The sequence below is a fragment of the Nostoc sp. ATCC 53789 genome (assembly GCF_009873495.1).
GTDB classification, from domain to species: domain Bacteria; phylum Cyanobacteriota; class Cyanobacteriia; order Cyanobacteriales; family Nostocaceae; genus Nostoc; species Nostoc muscorum_A.
Map to the genome: position 1 here is coordinate 2,715,530 of NZ_CP046703.1, position 20,270 is coordinate 2,735,799.

A 20,270-nucleotide genomic window follows, 5' to 3' on the forward strand; every position below is an offset into this window, starting at 1 on the left:
TGAACTCTCCTCTGCTCCCCTGCTCCCCTGCTCCCCTGCTCAAGAGCAAAAGACTTTGAGAGATGTGGTGAGAAATCCGGGTTAGTTGTATCTTCCTGGCTGCCAGTTGTTCATAACTGCCAGACAAGCCCTCAATTGGGTTGCCAATGTTTGCACATCTGGTTCTCTGACCATCGTGTAGTGGTTGCCTGGAATCCAACGCACTTCCAAATTGGTGAGTAATTTGTGCCAATCTAAAGCTGGGTCAGTGGGATTTTCTGGTGGTTGGTTTTCTGCCCGTAGCAGTGTTGCTAGCCCCTCGTAGGAACGCGGTGTGTAGGATTCGATCGCTCGCATATTGCATTTGAAAACCTCGAACAAGTAGTTGACTTGTTCAACTCCGGCATCTGGCGGAACTAAGTGCAGTAGTCTGGCTTGTTCTAGGATGTAGTTCAATTGTTGTGCGGTATCTAGCTGCTGCAACTGCTGCAATCTAGTAGCATCAACATCAAATCGACCTTCTAAATCTTGGATAAACCAAGCTGCTAAGGTGGCTTCGTCCAAATCTTCGCTAGATAAGGGTGCGGGACAGTCGATAAGTACCAGCATATTGACTTCTTCACCTTGCTGGCGCAATTGCTGGGCAATTTCTAAGGCTGCAATTCCCCCAAAAGACCAGCCACCGATAGAGTATGGCCCTTGTGGTTGAACGGTGCGGATGGCTGCAATATAATAAGCCGCCATATCTTCGATAGTCGTAAATGGTGGTTGTTCTCCATCCATCCCCACAGCCTGGAGACCGTAGAACGGCTGATCTGCACCCAAGCGACGGGAGAGATCCATATAGCAAAGCACATTACCGCCAGCCGGATGAACGCAGAAGAAAGGCGGCTGAGAGCCAGAGGGCTGGATACTGACTAAAGGCGACCAAGGTACAGAACTATCTGACGATTCCCGCAGAGTCCGGGCTAAATGCTCAACAGTCCCGCCTTGGAACAACGTAGACAAGGGCAAATTCTGAGCAAAGAGTTTGTGAATTTGCGTCATCAAGCGCACAGCTTGAATAGAAGTTCCACCCAGTTCAAAGAAATTATTAGTAATACCTACCTCCGGCAATTTCAAGATTTCTTGCCAAATTTGTACAAGTTGTAACTCTAAGCTGTCTCTGGGTGGGACAATTGCCCCTAAATCTGCTTGACTTTGTTCTGGGTCAGGTAAAGCACGGCGATCTACTTTACCGTTGGATGACAAGGGCAAGCTGTCCATAAACATGAACATTGAGGGAATCATGTATTCTGGTAACTTCTGCTGGAGGTAGCTACGCAATTCTAATGAAGTAATTGATTGTTCCTGCTCAAAAACGATATAAGCTACCAGTTGCTTCTCATCCCGTTGTTTGCCAACGGCTGAAACAGCAACAGAACGGATGGCTGGGTTTTGCTGCAAGACAGTTTCAACTTCGCCTATTTCTATCCGATAACCGCGAATTTTAACCTGAAAATCAATTCTTCCTAAAAACTCGATGTTACCATCCGGCAGATAGCGCCCCAAGTCCCCCGTGCGGTAAAGACGCTCTCCCGTGCGGGGATGGTGAATAAAGCTGGCTTGGGTCTTGGCTGGATCTCGCCAATATCCCTGAGCTAAACCGATACCACCGATGTAAATTTGTCCTGGAACCCAATCAGGACGGGGTTGCAAGGCTTCATCAAGGATGTGGAAGCTTTGGTTACTCAAGGGTTTACCGTAGGGGATGCTAGTCCAGCTAGGGTCAATAGTTTCGATAGGATAGAAAATTGACCAGATGGAAGCTTCCGTGGCTCCTCCCAAACTGATTACTTGGACATTGTTACCCAAGGAGTGAATTTGCTCCGGTAGAGTTACCGGAATCCAATCGCCACTCATCATCACCAACCGTAGGGAAGATGGTAAGCGATCGCAGCGATCGCCTGCATATTCGACTAACAATTTCATTAACGCTGGTGCAGAGTTCCAGACTGTCACCTGTTCCCGTTGGAGAACATCTAGCCAATGCACCGGATCGCGGCTGCCTTGAGCATCGGGCATGATAATTGTACCACCAGCTGCGAGCGTTCCGAAGATGTCATATACTGACAAGTCAAAACTCAAGGAAGAAATGGCAAATACCCGATCCTCTGCTGTCACGCCAAACCGTTGATTGATATCGAGGATGGTGTTGGCTGCACCGCGATGGTCGATCATGACACCTTTGGGTGTACCGGTTGAGCCGGAGGTGTAGATGACGTAGGCTAAATCTTCTGGGGTTTGGATAGATGGTAAAGGTAGCTTGGTAGAGGCTTGTACCAGGGTTGAGTCATCAATTGTTAGCCATTTGACTTGAGTCGCGAAGCTGAGATTTGCTTCTAGCTGAGGTTGGGTAAAGGCGATCGCTACTTCAGCGTTATCGAGCAGCCAGCTAAGACGTTCTTGGGGTAGGCTGGGGTCGATTGGTAGGTAAGCTGCACCTGATTTGAGAATTCCCAAAACAGCGACTAACTGCTCCCAACCTTTTTCCATCACCACGGCTACCAACTGATTGGGACGTGCGCCTAAGTCTCGCAGTTGTCTACCGATGTAGTTAGATAGGCGATCGAGTTCGGCGTAAGTCAAAGTCAATTGAGAAGCAGCGATCGCTAATTTTTGTGGGTGTTGAGTCGCCTGTTCAACAAACAACTCATGCAACAACTGGGTGGGAATAGTAGTGTTGGTAGCATTGACGGCTGCTCGTTGTTGTAGCTGTGCTTCGGGTATCAACCATTCTGTGGTAGTCTGCCAAGTATTGTCTGACTCAGCCAAACGATGCAGTAGCAGTTGGTAAGCATCAAACATTTGGGCCATTAAACCAGAGGGAAAAGCTTCTTCTACAGCATCCCAATTCAGGAGCAAAGCGCCGTTTTCTTCAACAATTTGGTGGTCGAGGAGGACGAAAGGCGTTTGCAACAAGCCATTACAAATTACCTGCCAATCCTGCTCACCCGCAGCATTAGTTTGAGTGTCGCGGTTTCCCAAACCCAAAGCACTGGCAAAGGTACAAGGCATTGCGGCTCTAGCAGTTCCCCCTTGCATCCGGTTGAGTTCGCCCAACACTTCCACACCAGTCACCGCCGTATGTTCCAAATCACTCCACAACTGCTCTTGTAAGCGTTTGGCTTGGGCGGCGAAGCTTTCGCTTTGGGTGTGGTCAACTGTCAATAATAGGGTGGAGCTACAGTTACCTAAAACCTGATACACCTGTGGATGCAGTGGTTCACGGTTAAAGTAGAGGATGTTAACTGTGAGTTTTTGGTTTTTGCTCCAAGTGGTGAGGATGGTGGCATAAGCAGCACAAATCGCCGCCGCCGGTGTTAGTCCCAGCTGACTGACTCGTGTTTTGAATTGCTGCCAAACTGCTGGTGCTAGTTGCCCTTGCCAACGGGTAAAAGTGGGTTTCTCAATAGCACTCGGACTTTTGGCTAGGGGCAATTCTGGGGCTGGGGGAATTTCAGATAACCTTGGCCACCAGTAATCACGGGCTTTCTGATAGGCTGCTGTTTGACGGCGTTGATTCAGCGTCAGGATGTAATCTCGGAAAGAGAGATTCAGGGCTGGTAACTGTGCTTGGGGGTTGAGGTAAAACTGATACAAATCTTGGAAGACAAATCCACCACTTAAAGCATCGCAGATTAATAAACTAATGCTGATGTGGAGTTGCGCTCGCTCCTCATTCAATAACTGTACCCGCACCTCAAATAAAGGATATTTATCGAGTGACGGGCCATTATCCTTCATTTGCTGGCGCATCGCTGCTATTTGCTGCTCCGCCTCTTTTTGACCGCGTAAGTCGATGACTTCCACAGCAAAGGGAGGCACAGTTTCGAGAATCTGCTGTTGGGCATCAGGTAAAATCACTGCTCGCAGCATCTCATGACGCTCAATTAAACGTTGCCAAGCCAAATTCAATCGCTCGATGTCGAGATTAGTAACGGCAAATTCTACGTAGAAATGAGCAGATACATTACCCAAATCGAAAAAATTGCTACCACCCAAAGCATAAGCTTGTTGTAAGTCAGTGAGCGGGAATGGCTGATAACGCTCCTCTGGGGCATGAACTAGGGTAAATTCTGCCGTTGAAATGGGCGTTTGCAAAATTGCCAGCAATTCTAACTTGTGAGCAGTCAAGCGATCGCGCAGTTCTTCCGTTAACACACCTTTGGGGGCACGGAAACGCAATTTGTCGCCTTCAGCCCACAAATACACTCCATTTTGCGTCAAATCATCCAAAAGTTGACTCGCGCTCATAGTTCGCCATCCTCCCATTCTTGATTACTGGTGGCTAATTCAACAGGTCTAGCAGAATCGCTCCTCAGATGAGGAGGAGATACAAGGACAGATGATACTGACGACATTTCTTGTGTAATTTGAGTGAGTACTTGTGCAGATAACTGGGCAATACTAGGGCCTTGAATGAAGCGAATCATCGGTAAATCAACGCCCAAGTCGTTTTTGAGTTTGTTCTTTAACTCCACCGCCACTAAAGAATCTAGTCCTTGGCTGTTGAGGGGCTGATGGCGATCGAGTTTCGAGGCTGGCATTCGCAGTACCCTAGCCACTTGTTCGTGGAAGTAAGTTTCTAAAAGTAGTTGACGCTCATCTGATGGAGTTGCTAAAAGTGCTTGACGGGAAAGGAAATTTGTGGTGTTTTCAGTCTCGATTTCTCCAGAGTTACTAAAGACCTCCGTCAGCAATTGAAACAAAGGCATCTTGATAACGGCTGGATTAGCACGCAAGACTTTTGCCCAATTGATGGGAATCACACCTAATTGTGCAGTTTTATCCGTTAGCAGGTGTCCTAAAATCTCTAAGCCTTGCTGTGGGGGAATGCTACTAAAACCCAGAGATGCCATGCGATCGCCCCGATTTGCCTGGGCTGCTGCTAAACCTACTTCTGCCCACGCACCCCAGTTGATACTGAGTGCAGGCAGATTTTGACTTTGCCGATAATGAGCTAACCCATCTAAAAAGGCATTGGCCGCCGCATAGTTTCCTTGTCCGGCGGAACCCAGGAGTGAAGCAGCTGAAGAAAACAGTACAAAGAAATCTAGGGATTTATTGAGAGTGTGCGTATGGAGATTCCATGCCCCTTCTATCTTGGGTTGCATGACTTTGTGCAACCTTTCTGGGGTTAATTGTAAGAGAATGCCGTCATCCAAAACAGCAGCGCTGTGAATTACACCCCGCAATGGTGGCATATCTTGGTCTAATTGAGCGATCGCTCTAGCTACTTCCTCAGCCTGACTGATATCCGCCTGAAGCACCTTAATTTTTGCTCCAGCAGTTTCCAGAGTTTGTAAAACTTCTAAGGCTGCGGGTGTCGGCTGACTTCTCGCCATCAGTGCCAAATATCTAGCTCCCCTCTCCACCATCCAAGTAGCTACTTGTAAACCCAGACCCCGCAGACCTCCGGCGATGAGGTAAGTTGCTTGGGGGTCGAAGTTTGGTAGTTCTGAATAACTGGGTAAATATCGCTTCAGTCTAGCAACGTAAGACACATCCCCACGCAAAGCGATTTCATTTTCTACATCGTCTGCTTGTAGTAGCTGCAAAAGTGATGCAATTTCTGATGGTTTAGGCACTGGTGCTAAATCCACCATTGAGCAACGCCAGTCTGGATGTTCTTGAGCAATGACGCGTCCCAGTCCCCACAGAGGCGATTGGGCAATACTAGGACTCGAATCTACAGGTTGTACGCCACGGGTAACTAGCCAGAGACGGGGTGTATTTTGCCAACCTGTTTCCGCCAATGCTTGGACTAAATGGAGAGTGCTAATACATCCCAAATTGCGATCGCCAAGTGGACGATCTCCCATATTTTCACCAGCTAGTGAAGCTAGAGTAGTCAATTCTGCTGGAGTGATATCTAAACTCCACAGATGCACCACGCCCAAGCACTCACTAGAAACAGTTTGTAGGAGTTGCTTGAAGTCATCTAAACAATTTGGCTGAATTTGATAATGCTGTGAATCCTGTTTTTGATAACTTTCACCTGCAAAAGCCAAGATGCAATTTTCGCCTTGCTGCTGCAATTGTTGACTGAGATTTTCCCCAATTCCCTGTCTGTCTGCCAATATCAGCCAATAGCCTTGGTTTTGTTCGCTGCGTCTTGGCGCTGTATCCTTGGGTTCTAAAAGCCGTTCCCAGCTAATCTCATAGAACCAATCGCTAGAATTATTCTGACCTTGACTATCAAGTTTCTGAATACGCAAGCATTCAGCATCTAATATTCTTTGTCCTTGGTCATTGAACAGGACTAACTCAGCAGCAAAGGCATCTGTTTCTACTACAGGTTTTAACTGCAAATGTGCCCATAAACCTGTGGCATCCGGTTGCTGATAAAGTCGGAGTTTGTCTAGGCGTACTGGCAAATAAGCTCCTTCTGCCTCAGCATCGGGGTTAGCTAAGGGAGTCGCCAAGGCTATCACCTGAAAACAGGCATCCAAAAGAACGGGATGAATTTGGTAGTTGGCGATTTCTGCGTGTAAAGATGCTGGTAAATGGATGCGTCCGAGGGCTTCCCCTTCACGTCGCCAGATTTGCTCTACGCCTTGAAAGCTGGCTCCATAAAGCAAACCCTGTTCCGCCATTTGTTGATAGTGCTGTGTGCCAGAAATAACTTCCTGACAACGGGCTTGAATTTCTGCCACCGTTGCGGGAATGGTGGGTGTAATTTCCTCATCGCCTCGGCGCACTGTACCACTGACATGATGCCGCCATCTCGTCTCTGGGTTTATACCAGGGCGGCTGTAACAATCAAAGTTGAAAGTATCTGGTGTGTTTCCTGGTTGCAAGCAAATTTGTAGAGTCTGAGTTTCTGTTTCGGGAATGAATAGACCTTGTTGAAAGTGCAAAACTTCTAGAGTATGTTTACCTGCGCCAAATATCTCAGTTGCAGCAGCTAATACCATTTCTACATAACCTGACCCCGGTAACACCATCACACCTTGTACCCGATGGTCATTGAGGTAAGGAAGCGATCGCAAATCCAATTGTGTTTGCCAAATCCGCATTTCTGGCAGATGTGCCAGACTGGGCAAAGCTTCTCCTAATAAGGGCTGTTGTGATGTTCTTCTTGGTGGTAGAGAATTGCTACCTTCTAACCAGTAGCGTTGATGTTGCCAGGGATAAGTCGGTAGTAAAACGCACCTTCTATTTTCTGGATAGAAAGCCTGCCATCGTGGTTGATAGCCCAAGGTGTAGAGCCGACCTAGTTCGCTGAGTAGGAAATAACGCTCTTGTCGCTCTCTGTGCATAGAGGCGAGGACAATTCCAGCTTTGCCTGTGTGCTGCAAACATTCTTGAATATTCTGGGATAAGACGGGGTGAGGGCTGACCTCAACAAAATAGGTGTATCCTTCATATACCAAGTTTTCAATTGCCTGACTGAATTGCACAGGCGATCGCATATTCCGCCCCCAATAAGCAGCATCCCAATCTCGTCCTTGGCTGCTGGTTCCGGTAACTGTGGAGAAGAGGGGTAATTGGGCAACTTGCGGTTGCAGTCCTGCCAAAAGGTTAACCAGTTCCTCGCTGTAAGGCTGCATCTGTGGACAGTGAAAGGCATAATTGACCCGCAACAATCGGCAGAATATTTCCTGGGCTTGTAGTATTTGACACAAAGTTTCTAAGGCAGTCGCATCACCAGCAACGACGGTAGAAGTGGGGCTATTAATAGCTGCGATCGCCAAACTAGGAAATTCCTCTAGCCAGGGTTTGAGTTCTTGCCAAGGCATCCCAATCGCTGCCATTTTGCCTTTTCCTGTAGCTTGCCGCATCAAGGATGCTCGTTGCACAACAATCCGCAAAGCTGTTTCTAAACTAAAGACACCTGCTACATAAGCAGCAGTGATTTCACCGAGACTATGACCCACAACTGCCGCAGGCTCAATGCCCCAAGAACGCCATAAGGCAGTTAGGGCAACTTGGATCGCTAAAATGGCAGGTTGGGCAACCTCAGTATCTTGGAGTCGAGAAATATCCTCTGGTGCTGCTAGTTCTTGGAGTAGCGACCAATGAGTGAGGGATTTTAAGATGCGATCGCACTCTTGCATAGTCTCTCGAAACACAGGCTCTTGTGCCAAGAGTTGCCGTCCCATCCCGATCCATTGCGCCCCCTGTCCAGAAAAAACGAAAACCAAGCCAGATAAATCATCTGGATTGGATACTAAATTGGGGTCTTGTATAAAAGCGTCAAGTGCTGCTGTCAATTGCTCGATAGACTGCCCTACCAAAGCGATGCGATGCTTATGATGAGGACGGCGCAGACTAGTAGTATAGGCAATATCCAGCAAGTTAGTTTTACCTGAAAGAAAAGCTCGGTAAGCTTGCGCCATATCCAAGAGTGCGGCGGGATTTTTAGCAGATAGAGGTAAAAGATAATCTTTTACTGATACCAAAGCTGGCTCTGTGGGCAAAAGCGGTGCTTCTTCGAGTATCACATGAGCATTTGTACCGCTAAAGCCAAAGGAACTCACCCCAGCAATGCGTCGTTCTGTGCCACTATTCCAGGGGGTAAGTTCTGTGGGAATTGAAATCGGCAGATTTCCCCAAGAAATGTAAGGATTCAATTTTTGGAAGTGGAGGTGGGGCGGAATCTGCTGATGCTGCATTGCCAGGACAACTTTGATTAAACCTGCCACACCAGCTGCTGATTCTAAATGCCCAATATTGGTTTTCACTGAACCCAAAACTAAAGGATGATTTGGCGATCGCCCTTCACCCAAAACAGCGGCCAGTGAACTCACCTCAATCGGGTCTCCCAAAGGCGTACCTGTACCATGAGCTTCCACATAACTGACTTGATGCGGCTTCACCCCGGCGTTGGCTAAAGCTTCTCGTAAAACTGCCTGTTGAGCCGGGCCATTGGGAGCAGTCAAACCGTTGCTGCGTCCATCTTGATTAACGGCAGAACCGCGAATCACTGCCAAAATGGGGTTGCCATCTGCGATCGCATCTGATAAACGTTTGAGAGCGATCGTACCGCATCCTTCACCACGCGCGAAGCCGTCAGCATCAGCATCAAAGGTTTTGCAACGTCCCGTAGGAGATAAAGCACGGGTGCGACACAGGGTAATGTTGTTGTCGGGAATCAACATCAAACTCACTCCACCCGCCAAAGCCAAGTTACATTCACCGGAGTGCAAACTTTGACAAGCTAAATGTACAGCTACTAATGAAGAAGAACAAGCTGTATCCAAAGTGACACTTGGCCCTTGCAAACCCAGCAGGTAAGAAACCCGTCCTGATACCACACTCATGCTATTGCCAGTACTACTGTAGGCATCAATTACAGTACCCTGTAACCGCGAGTAATCGGCGTACATCACACCGACAAATACCCCTGTACGACTACCTGATAGTTGGTCTGGTCGTTCTCCTGACTGCTCTAGGGCTTCCCAACATACTTCTAAAAACAAGCGCTGCTGTGGGTCAATAAATGCGGCTTCCCTGGGAGAAATACTGAAAAAACCAGCATCAAATTTATCAACGTCATCAACGAAAGCACCGTGACGAGTGTACATTTTGCCAGCAGCATCAGCATCGGCATTGTAGTATTTTTCCAAATCCCAGCGATCGCCAGGAATTTCTTGCATTGCATCCACACCATCACGTAAGCAGTGCCAAAAAGTCTGGGGATTGTTAGCACCGCCTGGAAAACGGCATCCCATCCCAACGATCGCAATTGGTTCTGTCTTTTTCGATTCCAGGCGGTTCAGCTTGCCTTGCATTGTTTCCAATGCCAGTAAAGCTCGTTTTAAAGGGGATAATTCCTCAATTCGCTCGTTGCTTTTGCTCATCTCAGTTACCATCTATGAGTTCTAGTTTTTTCAGGAGTAGCAATTCTGTTTCTGCTTCCGACATCCTGGTTAAATCCTCCAGGGAGATTAATGGCTCACTCTCCTCTAGTGATGGTGCAGGTGATGAGTCCTCTAATTTGGATAACGACAGCACATCTTGGATTAAATGATTCACTAAAGTTTGCAGACTCGGATAATCAAATAACAATGTGGCTGGTAAGGAACAAGCCAAACTATTTTCGAGAACGTTTCGTAACTCCAGCGCCATGAGTGAGTCAAGACCCATTTCAATTAAGGGTTTGTCGGCATCGAGGTTTTGCCAAGAGTTGAGTCGCAACACTTTCGCAGCCAGTTTGCGGACGTGGGTTAGCAGCAAAGACTGTTGTTTGTCGTCAGAAACTTGTTGCAGTTTTTCCAGAATTGTGCTTTGGGTAGTTTCTGATTTCTCTTCGGGTTGGGTATACTCAGCAAAATCTTGCAGCAGTGGCGGTACTTCACCAGGGCGATACTGTTTGAGGAAGGTTTGCCAATTGACAGGAATCACACCCACTTGTGCCATATCGGCTCGACTCAGCAACGACTCTAATACCTGTAATCCCTGTTGAAGTCCAATATGTTCCACTCCTACAGACAGACTGTGGTCTAAGGTTGCTGCCATCCCTACTTCTGCCCAAGCTCCCCAGTTGATACTGAGTGCAGGTACTCCTTGAGAATGACGGTAGTGGGCGAAGGCATCTAAAAAGGCATTTGCAGCTGCATAGTTCCCCTGTGCGGCTGCACCCAACAAAGAGGCGGCTGAGGAAAACATCACAAAGAAATCCAGCGATATATCCTGAGTTAAATGGTGTAAATTCCAGGCTCCCTGAATTTTGGGAGCCATTACTTGAGTAAAACTTTCCCAGGTTTGCTGTAAGATAATGCGATCGCTCAACACTCCAGCTGCATGGATAATGCCGCGTAGTTGAGATTTGTAGGGTTCCAGCAGTTGTTTAACTTGGTTCAAATCGGTAATATCTGCTTGTATTACCTGCACCTGAACCCCTGCCTGTTCCATCTCTTGAATAGTATTCAACGCAGTTACAGAAGGCGGACGACGACCGACTAAAACTAAGTTTTGTACTCCCTGCTGTATCATCCAACGAGCAACTTCTAGTCCTAGTGCGCCTAGTCCCCCAGTAATTAGATAAGTAGCATCGGCAAAAAATGTTACAGGTTGTGTTGATACTTGAGGCTTTGCCCGAACTAAACGAGCCACATAACGTTCGTGGTTGCGAAAAGCCAGATGATCTTCTGACTCTGTTTGTAAGATATCCCCTAGTACCAATTCTGCTGTCTGTTCTAGAGAATTATTAGTGTCAATATCTACCAAGCCGCCCCAAATTGCTGGGTACTCAATGGCAATTACTCGCCCAAGTCCCCAGAGAGGCGCTTGAGTCAGACTGTTCATTGTCAATTCATCACCAACAGGTTGACTACCTTGGGTGAACAGCCACAATCGTGCTTGACAGTTTGATAATTTAGATAAAGCTTGCAACAGGTAGATAGTACTACCGCAACTCGTTAGATAGTTTGTTTGTTCGGTTTCCAGTAGACTCCAGAGATGAATAATACCCTGCAATGGTGCATTATCTGACCCCATATCTTGCAAGAGTTGATGGAAATGTTGCGGTTGACTAGGGTCGAGTTGGAACTGACTTTCACCAATTTGTTGATAAATTTCACCAACAGAAACAAAGATGCAAACTTTGCCTTGATGTTCTAATTTTTGTGCCAATGCTCTACCAATACCATTAGCATCGGTGAAAATTAGCCAACGACCGGGAATAACAGGTAATTGTTCTGATAATCTAGACTTTGGTTGCCACTGGATTTGATACAGCCATTCCTGAGTCGATGTTTGGTTGGCTCTGAGCAAAGCTTGACGCGGTGCTTGCTTTAAGCAAAGTCCCTCAATGTAGGCTACTAGTTCTCCCGCTTCATTCAGCAGCCAGATATCACCGATGAACATTCCTGCTGTTGAACTTGTTTGAGAATTTAGTTTTCCGTAACACCACAAACGGCTGTTAGAATCTGGCGACTGGCAAAAATAAAAGTGATTTATGCTAAAGGGTACGTAAACTTGGTTATCTCGTCGTTCTTGGGGTAAAGCAAAGCCTAAGAATTGAAAACAGGAATCGATTAATCCCGGATATAGAAGGTATGTGCTGATTTCATCTGCAAATTCTTGGGGAAATTGCATTTGGCACAATGCTTCACCATCACACCGCCACATAGATTCTACCCATTGGAAACGCTGACCGAGTTGCAGTCCTTGTTCTCTAACTTGGGCATAGAAATCTGAACCAGCCAGCATTTGGGAGCAATGCGTCTGTAACTCAGCCCAAGATAAAGGTTTTTCAATATTGCCTGCATCTTGGCTGAGTCGTCCTGTAGCGTGTACCAACCAGTTATCTATTTGTTTATTAAAACTAAATAGTTCAAATTTATATTTACCTGCGGCTTCAGGTTGCAAAATAAGTTGTACATTGATAGTCTCGCGATCGCCAACCGTCAGCGCTTCCCTAAATGTAATGTTACTCAGCGAAATTGCCCCTGTCCCCAGAATTTCTTGACCTGCAAGCAACAGCATAGAAATATGCGAAGCTCCCGGTACTACCACCGTGTCATAAATTTGGTGGTCATCGAGGAAAGGTAAACTAGCTGTGTTCAAATGAGTTTCAAAAACAATATCCTTGAGAGATGGCGATCGCAATTGATAACCCAATAAAGGATGCAGCAGGTTTTCGCTGATTTGTCTAACTACTGGCTTGCTGGTAGCAGTAGGCAACCAATAGCGTTGACGCTGCCAAGGATAATTCGGTAAAACAACCTTATGACGCGGGTAATCAGCCTCAAACCCTCGCCAATCAATCTCCACCCCAGCCACATACAACTGCGCCACTGAATCTAATAACTGCTGCCAATCTTCCTTTCCTTTGCGTAGCGAAGCTAGCCATAACCCCTGTTCGTCCAATGCTTCTGGACACTCGCGTCGTGCCATCCCCAACAATGTTGGATGAGGGCCAATTTCCACAAACACCTCATATCCTGCTTGATACAATGCCTGCATACTGGCAGCAAATTGCACACTCGCTTTGATATGTTCTACCCAATACGCCGCATTTGACATTTCCTGTTGTCTGACAATCTTGCCTGTGACATTAGAGACAATATCTAATTGCGGCTGTTGATATTTCACAGTTGCTGCCACTTGCTCAAACTTCGCCAACATCGGCTGCATTAAAGGCGAGTGGAAAGCATGGGATACTTGCAATTTTCTAGTTTCAATACCTTGGCTTTCTAGTTTTTGCAGTACTGAATTGAGTATCTCTAATTCCCCAGATAAGACAATACTTTGTTCGCCATTAATCGCTGCAATACTCAACTGTTGCGGATAGTCAGCAATTAACGGTGTAACTCGTTCTACAGTAGCGAAAACTGCTGCCATCCCTCCACCTTGGGGTAAGGCTTGCATCAAAGAAGCACGTTGCACAATTAATTTCAGTGCATCTTCTAAAGAGAAAATACCAGCGATACAAGCGGCGACATATTCCCCGACACTGTGACCTAAAACTGCTGTGGGACGAATACCCCAAGATAGCCATAGTTGAGCTAGGGCATATTCTAGAACAAATAATCCAACTTGGGTGTAGGCGGTTTGGTCAAGGCGAGTATCTTCTGGGTTTTCCGAGAAAATTACTTGAAGAATTGATTCACCTAACAGTGGTTGCAGTAGGGTGTCGCAGTTATCTAGAGTTTGGCGGAAACTGGGCTGAGTTTGATACAGTTGCCGACCCATATTGCGATATTGTGACCCTTGTCCGGTGAAAAGGAAGGCGATTTTTTTGCTTTGCTGGCTGCTATATCCGTGATGAATACCGATGATTTCAGTGTTGTCTAGATAGGCTTGCAACTGTTGTTGTATCTGCTGATGGTCATCGGCGATAATTGCGAGGCGATGACTAAAGTGTGTTCTGCCGATTTGTGAAGTGTGAGTGATATCACCAAGGGGAATTTCTGCGTGGGATGAGAGGTACTTGATGTAATTTTGAGCGAGTTGCTGTAAGGCTTGAGGATGTTTGGCTGACAGAGTTAATAGATGTAAAGGACGCTCTGTAATTTCTTCTCCCCTGCTCCCCTGCTCCTCTGCTCCCCTGCCCCCCTGCTCCCCTGCTCCCCTGCCCCCCTGCCCCCCTGCTCCCCCTGCCTTCTCCAAAGGTGCTTCTTCTAATATGGCGTGGGCATTTGTGCCGCTAAATCCAAAGGAACTTACCCCAGCAATTCGCGTTTCACCGTTGGTTTGCCAAGGTGTAAGAGTTCTGGGAATTGTTAAAGGCAGTTCTGACCAAGGAATCAACGGGTTAGGTTGGTTTAGATGTAAATGGGGTGGAATTTGTTGATGTTGTAGTGCCAACACCACCTTCATCAAACCTGCAACGCCAGCAGCCGATTCCAAATGACCGATGTTGGTTTTGACAGAACCGATCGCCAAAGGTCGATCTGTAGTATGCTCTTTTGCTAAAGTAGCAGCGATCGCTTCTACTTCTATCGGATCTCCTAAAGATGTCCCTGTACCGTGGGCTTCAACGTAGCTTACTTGCTGTGGTTGTACTTTAGCATTAGCGATCGCTTGCCGAATCAAGTTTTCTTGGGCGATGCCGTTGGGTACAGTTAACCCACTGCTGCGACCATCTTGATTGACGGCTGAACCGCGAATTACCGCTAGGATTTTATCTCCTTGGGCTTGTGCTTGAGAAAGGCGTTTGAGTACAACCATGCCACAACCTTCTGAGCGCACGTAACCGTTAGCTGCGGCATCAAAGGTTTTACAACGTCCATCTGCTGCCATCATTCTCGCCTTGGAGAACATAATGTTGGCTTCTGGTGTGAGAATCAGGTTGACTCCCCCGGCTAAAGCTAACTCACACTCGCCGTTGCGGAGGCTTTGACAAGCCAGGTGAACGGACACCAGGGAAGAAGAACAAGCAGTATCCAGTGCTACACAAGGCCCTTGCAAACCCAAAACAAAGGAAAGACGACCAACCATCGCACTAAAAGCGCTACCTGTTCCCTGATAAGCGTCAATTCCCTGTTCCCCCGCCTGGGCATAAAAGCGGGTGTAATCATTAGTAGTAACACCGACAAACACCCCTGTTGAACTACCCATAAGTTCAGAAGGAGGTTGACAAGCATTTTCTAAAGCTTCCCAACTGACTTCTAATAGCAAACGCTGTTGAGGGTCGATGCTAATTGCTTCCCGTGGCGAGATCCCAAAAAACTCGGCATCGAATCGATCTACCTGCTTTAAAAAGCCACCGTAGCGGCTAGACATTTTACCAGGGCTATCTGGGTTGGGGTCGTAATAAGCATCAATATCCCAGCGATCGCTCGGCACTTCTACAATGGCATCAGTACCGTCCCGTAATATCTGCCAAAATGTTTCTGGATCGTCAGCACCACCCGGAAACCGACACGCCATACCAACAATTGCGATCGGTTCTGTTTTCGCCCGTTCCATTGCATCAATCTTGGCACGCAGTTCTTTCAACGCCAAAAGGGCGCGTTGGGATGGTGATAGCTGGTCGATACTTTCCATTTGGCTCATTTTGGTTTACAGAACAGAGGCGAGAAGAACTAAGGACAAATGATCAATGACTAATGACTAAATTCAATCAGGGAAGCTAATTCTTCATCAATCATGGATTCAACCTGCTCCTCCGAGAGTTGTTTGATTTGTGTCACCGTCATAGATTGGCTGGGATTAACTAATGTCGGTTTGCTTTCAGGCGGCATATTTTGGTTATCTAGGGTATTGACAAAATAACTTGCTAATGTATTGATGTTGGGATAATTGAATGTCAGTGTTGAAGGCAACGATTTACCTAAACTTTTTTGGAGGCGATTCCGAAATTCCACTGACGTGAGTGAATCCATGCCCATCGTCGCAAATCCTTGTAGGGGGTCGAGGGTTTGGGATGGGATCAAGCCTAAGATGCTGGTAATTTCATCGCTAATGTGAGCAACTAACAGAGATTTCCATTCGTTAACAGGTGTTGCTTGTAGGCGTTGTTGTAGTTCGGATGGCTGGCTTTCTTGCTGTTGTCCATCCGAAAACAATTCCTGAAAGTAAGCAGGTTGTTGCCCTGTAGGAAAGCGTTGTAAAAACTGCGTCCAGTTGATGGGGAGTACAGTTACCTGACAAACTCTCTGTTGCAGGAAATGTCTGAGTAACTGCAAGGCTTGGTTTGGTGGAATCAAATCAATGCCTTCTGCCGCTAACCTTTGACCGAATGATGCTGCCATCCCGACCTCTGCCCACGGCCCCCAGTTGATACTGGTAGCGACTAATCCTTGTTTTTGGCGGTAATGAGCTAAAGCATCTAAAAAGGCATTGGCAGCAGCATAGTTGCTTTGACCTGGTGCGCCAAGGATGCAAGCTGTTGATGAAAATAGTACAAAGAAATCTAGGGGTTGATCCAGTGTCAGGGTGTGCAGATTCCACGCACCTTGGATTTTAGGAGCCATCACCCTAGCGAACCGTTCCCAGTTTTGTTGTAGCAGCATCCCATCATCTAGAACACCTGCTGCATGGATAATACCCCGCAATGGTGGTGTTTGCAGTGCTTTCAGTGCTAGCTGCAACTGTTCGGCTTGGGCAATATCTGCCTGTACTACTGTTATTTGCGTACCTGTTTGTTCTAACTTTCGAATTGTTGCTTGGGCGCTTTCACTTGGAGAACTTCGACCGAGTAACACTAAATGTCTTGCACCCTGTTCCACACACCAACGGGCAATTTGCAGACCCAAAGCACCAAGTCCGCCAGCAATTAAGTATGTTCCTTCTGGAGCGAATTTGAGGGATTTGGCGGCTACTGGTGAAATTTGACTACGTACCAAACGCGCAGTATGCCACTGTTGATGTCGCCAAGCAATGCGATCGCCTAAAATCATTGTTGGCAGTTTTGCCAGTAATAAAGCCGCAGCATCAGCTGGTGAACTGCTGGGGTCGAGATCCACCAAACCTCCCCAGATTTCGGGGTATTCCATTGCAATCACTCCACCCAATCCCCATAATGGTGCAGCAGCGATCGCAATTTCCCCAGAATGTTCTCCAATTACCTGCGTCCCTTGTGTTACCAAACACAACCGCGCCGATATCGACTGCTGGCGACTGGCTAGTGCTTGGATGAGATGCAATACAGCCGATACATAATTTTGGATATTTATCAATATTTCTGCCTCTTTAGTATCATCCAAACTCCACAGATGTAAAATCTGCAATGGTGACTGAGTTGGGATACCGTCTAGCAGTTGCTCAAAGTGAGTGCAATCGCCTGAGAAAACTAAAGTATAAGTATGACCCTGTTTGGCTAACAGTTGCGCCAAGTTATCAGCAACGCCTGTGCGATCGCTTAAAATCAACCAGTGAGCAGGTGCGATCGCAAGTGTTTTATCTGATGAGGTTTGGGGTTGCCATTGCACCTCATAGAGCCAATCTTGTAGTTCTGCTGAGAGAGAGGATTGGGAAAAGGGCGATCGCACTGTCGTCGCAGTAGGTAGCCAATAACGTTGACGCTGCCAAGGATAATTGGGCAAAATTACCTTATTACGAGCATAATCGGCCTCAAATTCCTGCCAATCAATCTCCACCCCAGCTACATACAACTGCGCCACTGAATCTAATAACTGCTGCCAATCTTCTTTTCCTTTTCGCAGCGAAGCCAGCCATAACCCCTCCTCTTCCAACACTTCTGGACACTCACGCCGTGCCATCCCCAACAATGTTGGATGAGGGCCAATTTCCACAAACACCTCATATCCTGCTTGATACAATGCCTGCATACTAGCGGCAAATTGCACACTTGCTCGGATATGTTCTACCCAGTAAGCCGCATTTGACATTTCTCGCCCGCGAATAGTCTTACCTGTGACATTGGAGACAATATCTAATTTCGGCTGTTGATATTTTACTGTTGCTGCCACTTGCTCAAACTTCGCCAACATCGGCTGCATCAAGGGTGAGTGAAAGGCATGAGATACTTGCAATTTTCTAGTTTCAATGCCTTGGCTCTCCAATTTTTGCAGTACTAAGTTTAATACCTGCAATTCACCAGATAAGACAATACTTTCTTCGCCATTAATCGCTGCAATACTCAATTGTTGCGGATAGTCAGCAATTAAAGGTCTAACTCGTTCTACAGTGGTGAATACTGCTGCCATCCCTCCACTTTGGGGTAAGGCTTGCATCAAAGAAGCACGTTGCACGATTAATTTCAGTGCGTCTTCTAAACAGAAAATACCAGCAATGCAAGCAGCGACGTATTCACCGACACTGTGACCTACAACTGCTGTGGGACGGATACCCCAGGATAGCCACAGTTGAGCAAGTCCGTATTCTATGACGAATAACGCAACTTGGGTGTATGCGGTTTGGTTGAGGCGATCGCCTTTTGAGTTGTCACAGAAGATTACCGATAAAATTGACTCGCCTAGTAGAGGTTGCAGTAGGGTGTCACATTGGTCGATGGTTTGGCGGAAACTTGGTTGAGTTTCATACAGTTGCCGACCCATATTGCGGTATTGTGAACCTTGTCCAGTGAAGAGGAAAGCAATTTTTTTGGTTTGCTGGCTGTTGTGTCCGTGATGGATACCGAAATCATCGGTATCACTCAAATAGGCTTGCAACTGTTGTTGCATTTGTTGATGGTCGGCGGCGATGATGGCGAGGCGATGCGGGAAATGAGTTCTCCCGACTTGAGATGTAAAGGTGATGTTACCAAGGGCTATATCTGGATGGGATGAAAGGTACTTGATGTAGTTTTGAGCGAGTTGTTGTAGGGCTTGAGGATGTTTGGCCGACAGAGTTAATAGATGGAAAGGACGCTCTGTAATTTCTTCTCCCCCGCTCCCCTGCTCCCCCGCTCCCCTGCTCCCCCGCTCCCCTGCTCCCCTACTCCCCCGCTCCCCTGCTCCCCCTGCTTCCCCCAAAGGTGCTGCTTCTATCACCACATGAGCATTTGTACCACTCAAGCCAAAAGAACTCACTCCAGCAATTCGAGTATTGTTTTCAGAATGCCACGGTTTAGCTGTGGTGGGAATAGCCAGTGGTAGTTCTTGCCAAGGAATATGGGGGTTAGGTTGTTTGAGGTGGAGATGAGGTGGAATTTTCTGATGCTGTAGCGATAATATTACCTTGATTACACCTGCAACTCCGGCTGCTGCTTCCAAATGACCAATGTTGGTTTTTACAGAACCAACAACCAAAGGCTGCTCAAAAGAGCGTTGTTCGCACAAAACAGAAGCTAAAGCGTTAATTTCAATGGGATCGCCCAAGGGAGTCCCTGTACCATGCGCTTCGATGTAACTTACTTGCTGTGGTGCAACCCTACTGTTAGCTAGAGCCTGACGCAGTAGTTTTTGTTGTGCGGGGCCGCTAGGTACTGTTAGTCCACCACTAGGACCGTCGTGATTGACTGCTGAACCTTTAATCAATGCAAGGATAGAGTCACCAGCCGCCACAGCATCCGGCAAACGTTTAAGTACCAACACTCCGCAACCTTCGCCTCTGGTGTAGCCATCAGCTGAGGCATCAAAGGATTTGCAGCGTCCATCGGGTGCAACTGCTCGCATTTTGGAGAGAAAAATATTCGTGTCTGGTGACAATATCAGGTTAACTCCGCCTGCTAAGGCTTGGTCGCATTCCCCAGAACGCAGACTTTGGCAGGCTAAATGTAATGAAACTAGAGATGATGAACAAGCGGTATCTACAACTAAGCTCGGCCCTTGTAAACCCAGAATATATGAAAGGCGACCGGAAATAAAACTAAAACTGTTGCCTGTACCAAAGTAAGTGTCAATACTATTAGAGTTACCAGAATAGAGGCGTGAGTAATCGTTATTCATCACTCCAATAAATACGCCTGTTTGAGTTTGCGAAAGCCGTTCGATACACTGTCCGGCATTTTCTAGGGCTTCCCAACTTACCTCTAGTAGTAAGCGTTGTTGTGGATCTGTACTAACGGCTTCTCTGGGAGAGATTTCAAAGAAGTTGGCATCAAATAAATCGATATCTTTTAAAAAACCACCGTAGCGAATGTAGGATTTTCCCTCAGCATCAGGATTTGGGCTGTAATAAGCTTCCGTATCCCAACGTTCTTGGGGAATTTCCTGAATGGTATCTACACCATGCTGGAGAATTTGCCAAAAAGCATCTGGGTTATCGGCTCCCCCAGGAAAGCGACACGCCATCCCAATCACAGCGATGGGTTCTGTTTTAGCACGCTCGATCGCCTCCAACTTACCACGCATTTCTTTTAATGCCAGCAATGCGCGTTGTAGTTGATTGATGTTGTTTTGTTCTGTGTCGATTTTATTCATGCTCTGAACCCTGTCGCTAGATATCCT

Annotated in this window: 4 protein-coding genes; all 4 read right to left on the reverse strand. The window is 47.0% G+C overall.

The features are described from left to right. Positions 1 to 81: 81 nt before the first annotated feature. Genes GJB62_RS11235 through GJB62_RS11250 form a run of 4 tightly spaced genes read right to left on the reverse strand, consistent with a single transcriptional unit; the run spans position 82 to position 20,243 of the window. Positions 82 to 4,275, reverse strand: a complete 4,194-nt coding sequence (locus tag GJB62_RS11235) for a non-ribosomal peptide synthetase (RefSeq protein ID WP_159402502.1) — start codon at positions 4,273 to 4,275, stop codon at positions 82 to 84. Then, complete coding sequence (locus GJB62_RS11240) at positions 4,272 to 9,827, reverse strand: type I polyketide synthase (RefSeq protein WP_167755984.1); 5,556 nt, start codon at positions 9,825 to 9,827, stop codon at positions 4,272 to 4,274. The genes GJB62_RS11235 and GJB62_RS11240 overlap by 4 nt, the downstream gene beginning before the upstream one ends. A 1-nt stretch (position 9,828) precedes the next feature. Further along, complete coding sequence (locus tag GJB62_RS11245; RefSeq protein ID WP_114081578.1) at positions 9,829 to 15,471, reverse strand: type I polyketide synthase; 5,643 nt, start codon at positions 15,469 to 15,471, stop codon at positions 9,829 to 9,831. Positions 15,472 to 15,521: 50 nt separating this feature from the next. Continuing rightward, on the reverse strand, positions 15,522 to 20,243 hold the full coding sequence (locus tag GJB62_RS11250) for a type I polyketide synthase (protein WP_114081579.1): 4,722 nt from the start codon (positions 20,241 to 20,243) through the stop codon (positions 15,522 to 15,524). Positions 20,244 to 20,270: the final 27 nt, after the last annotated feature.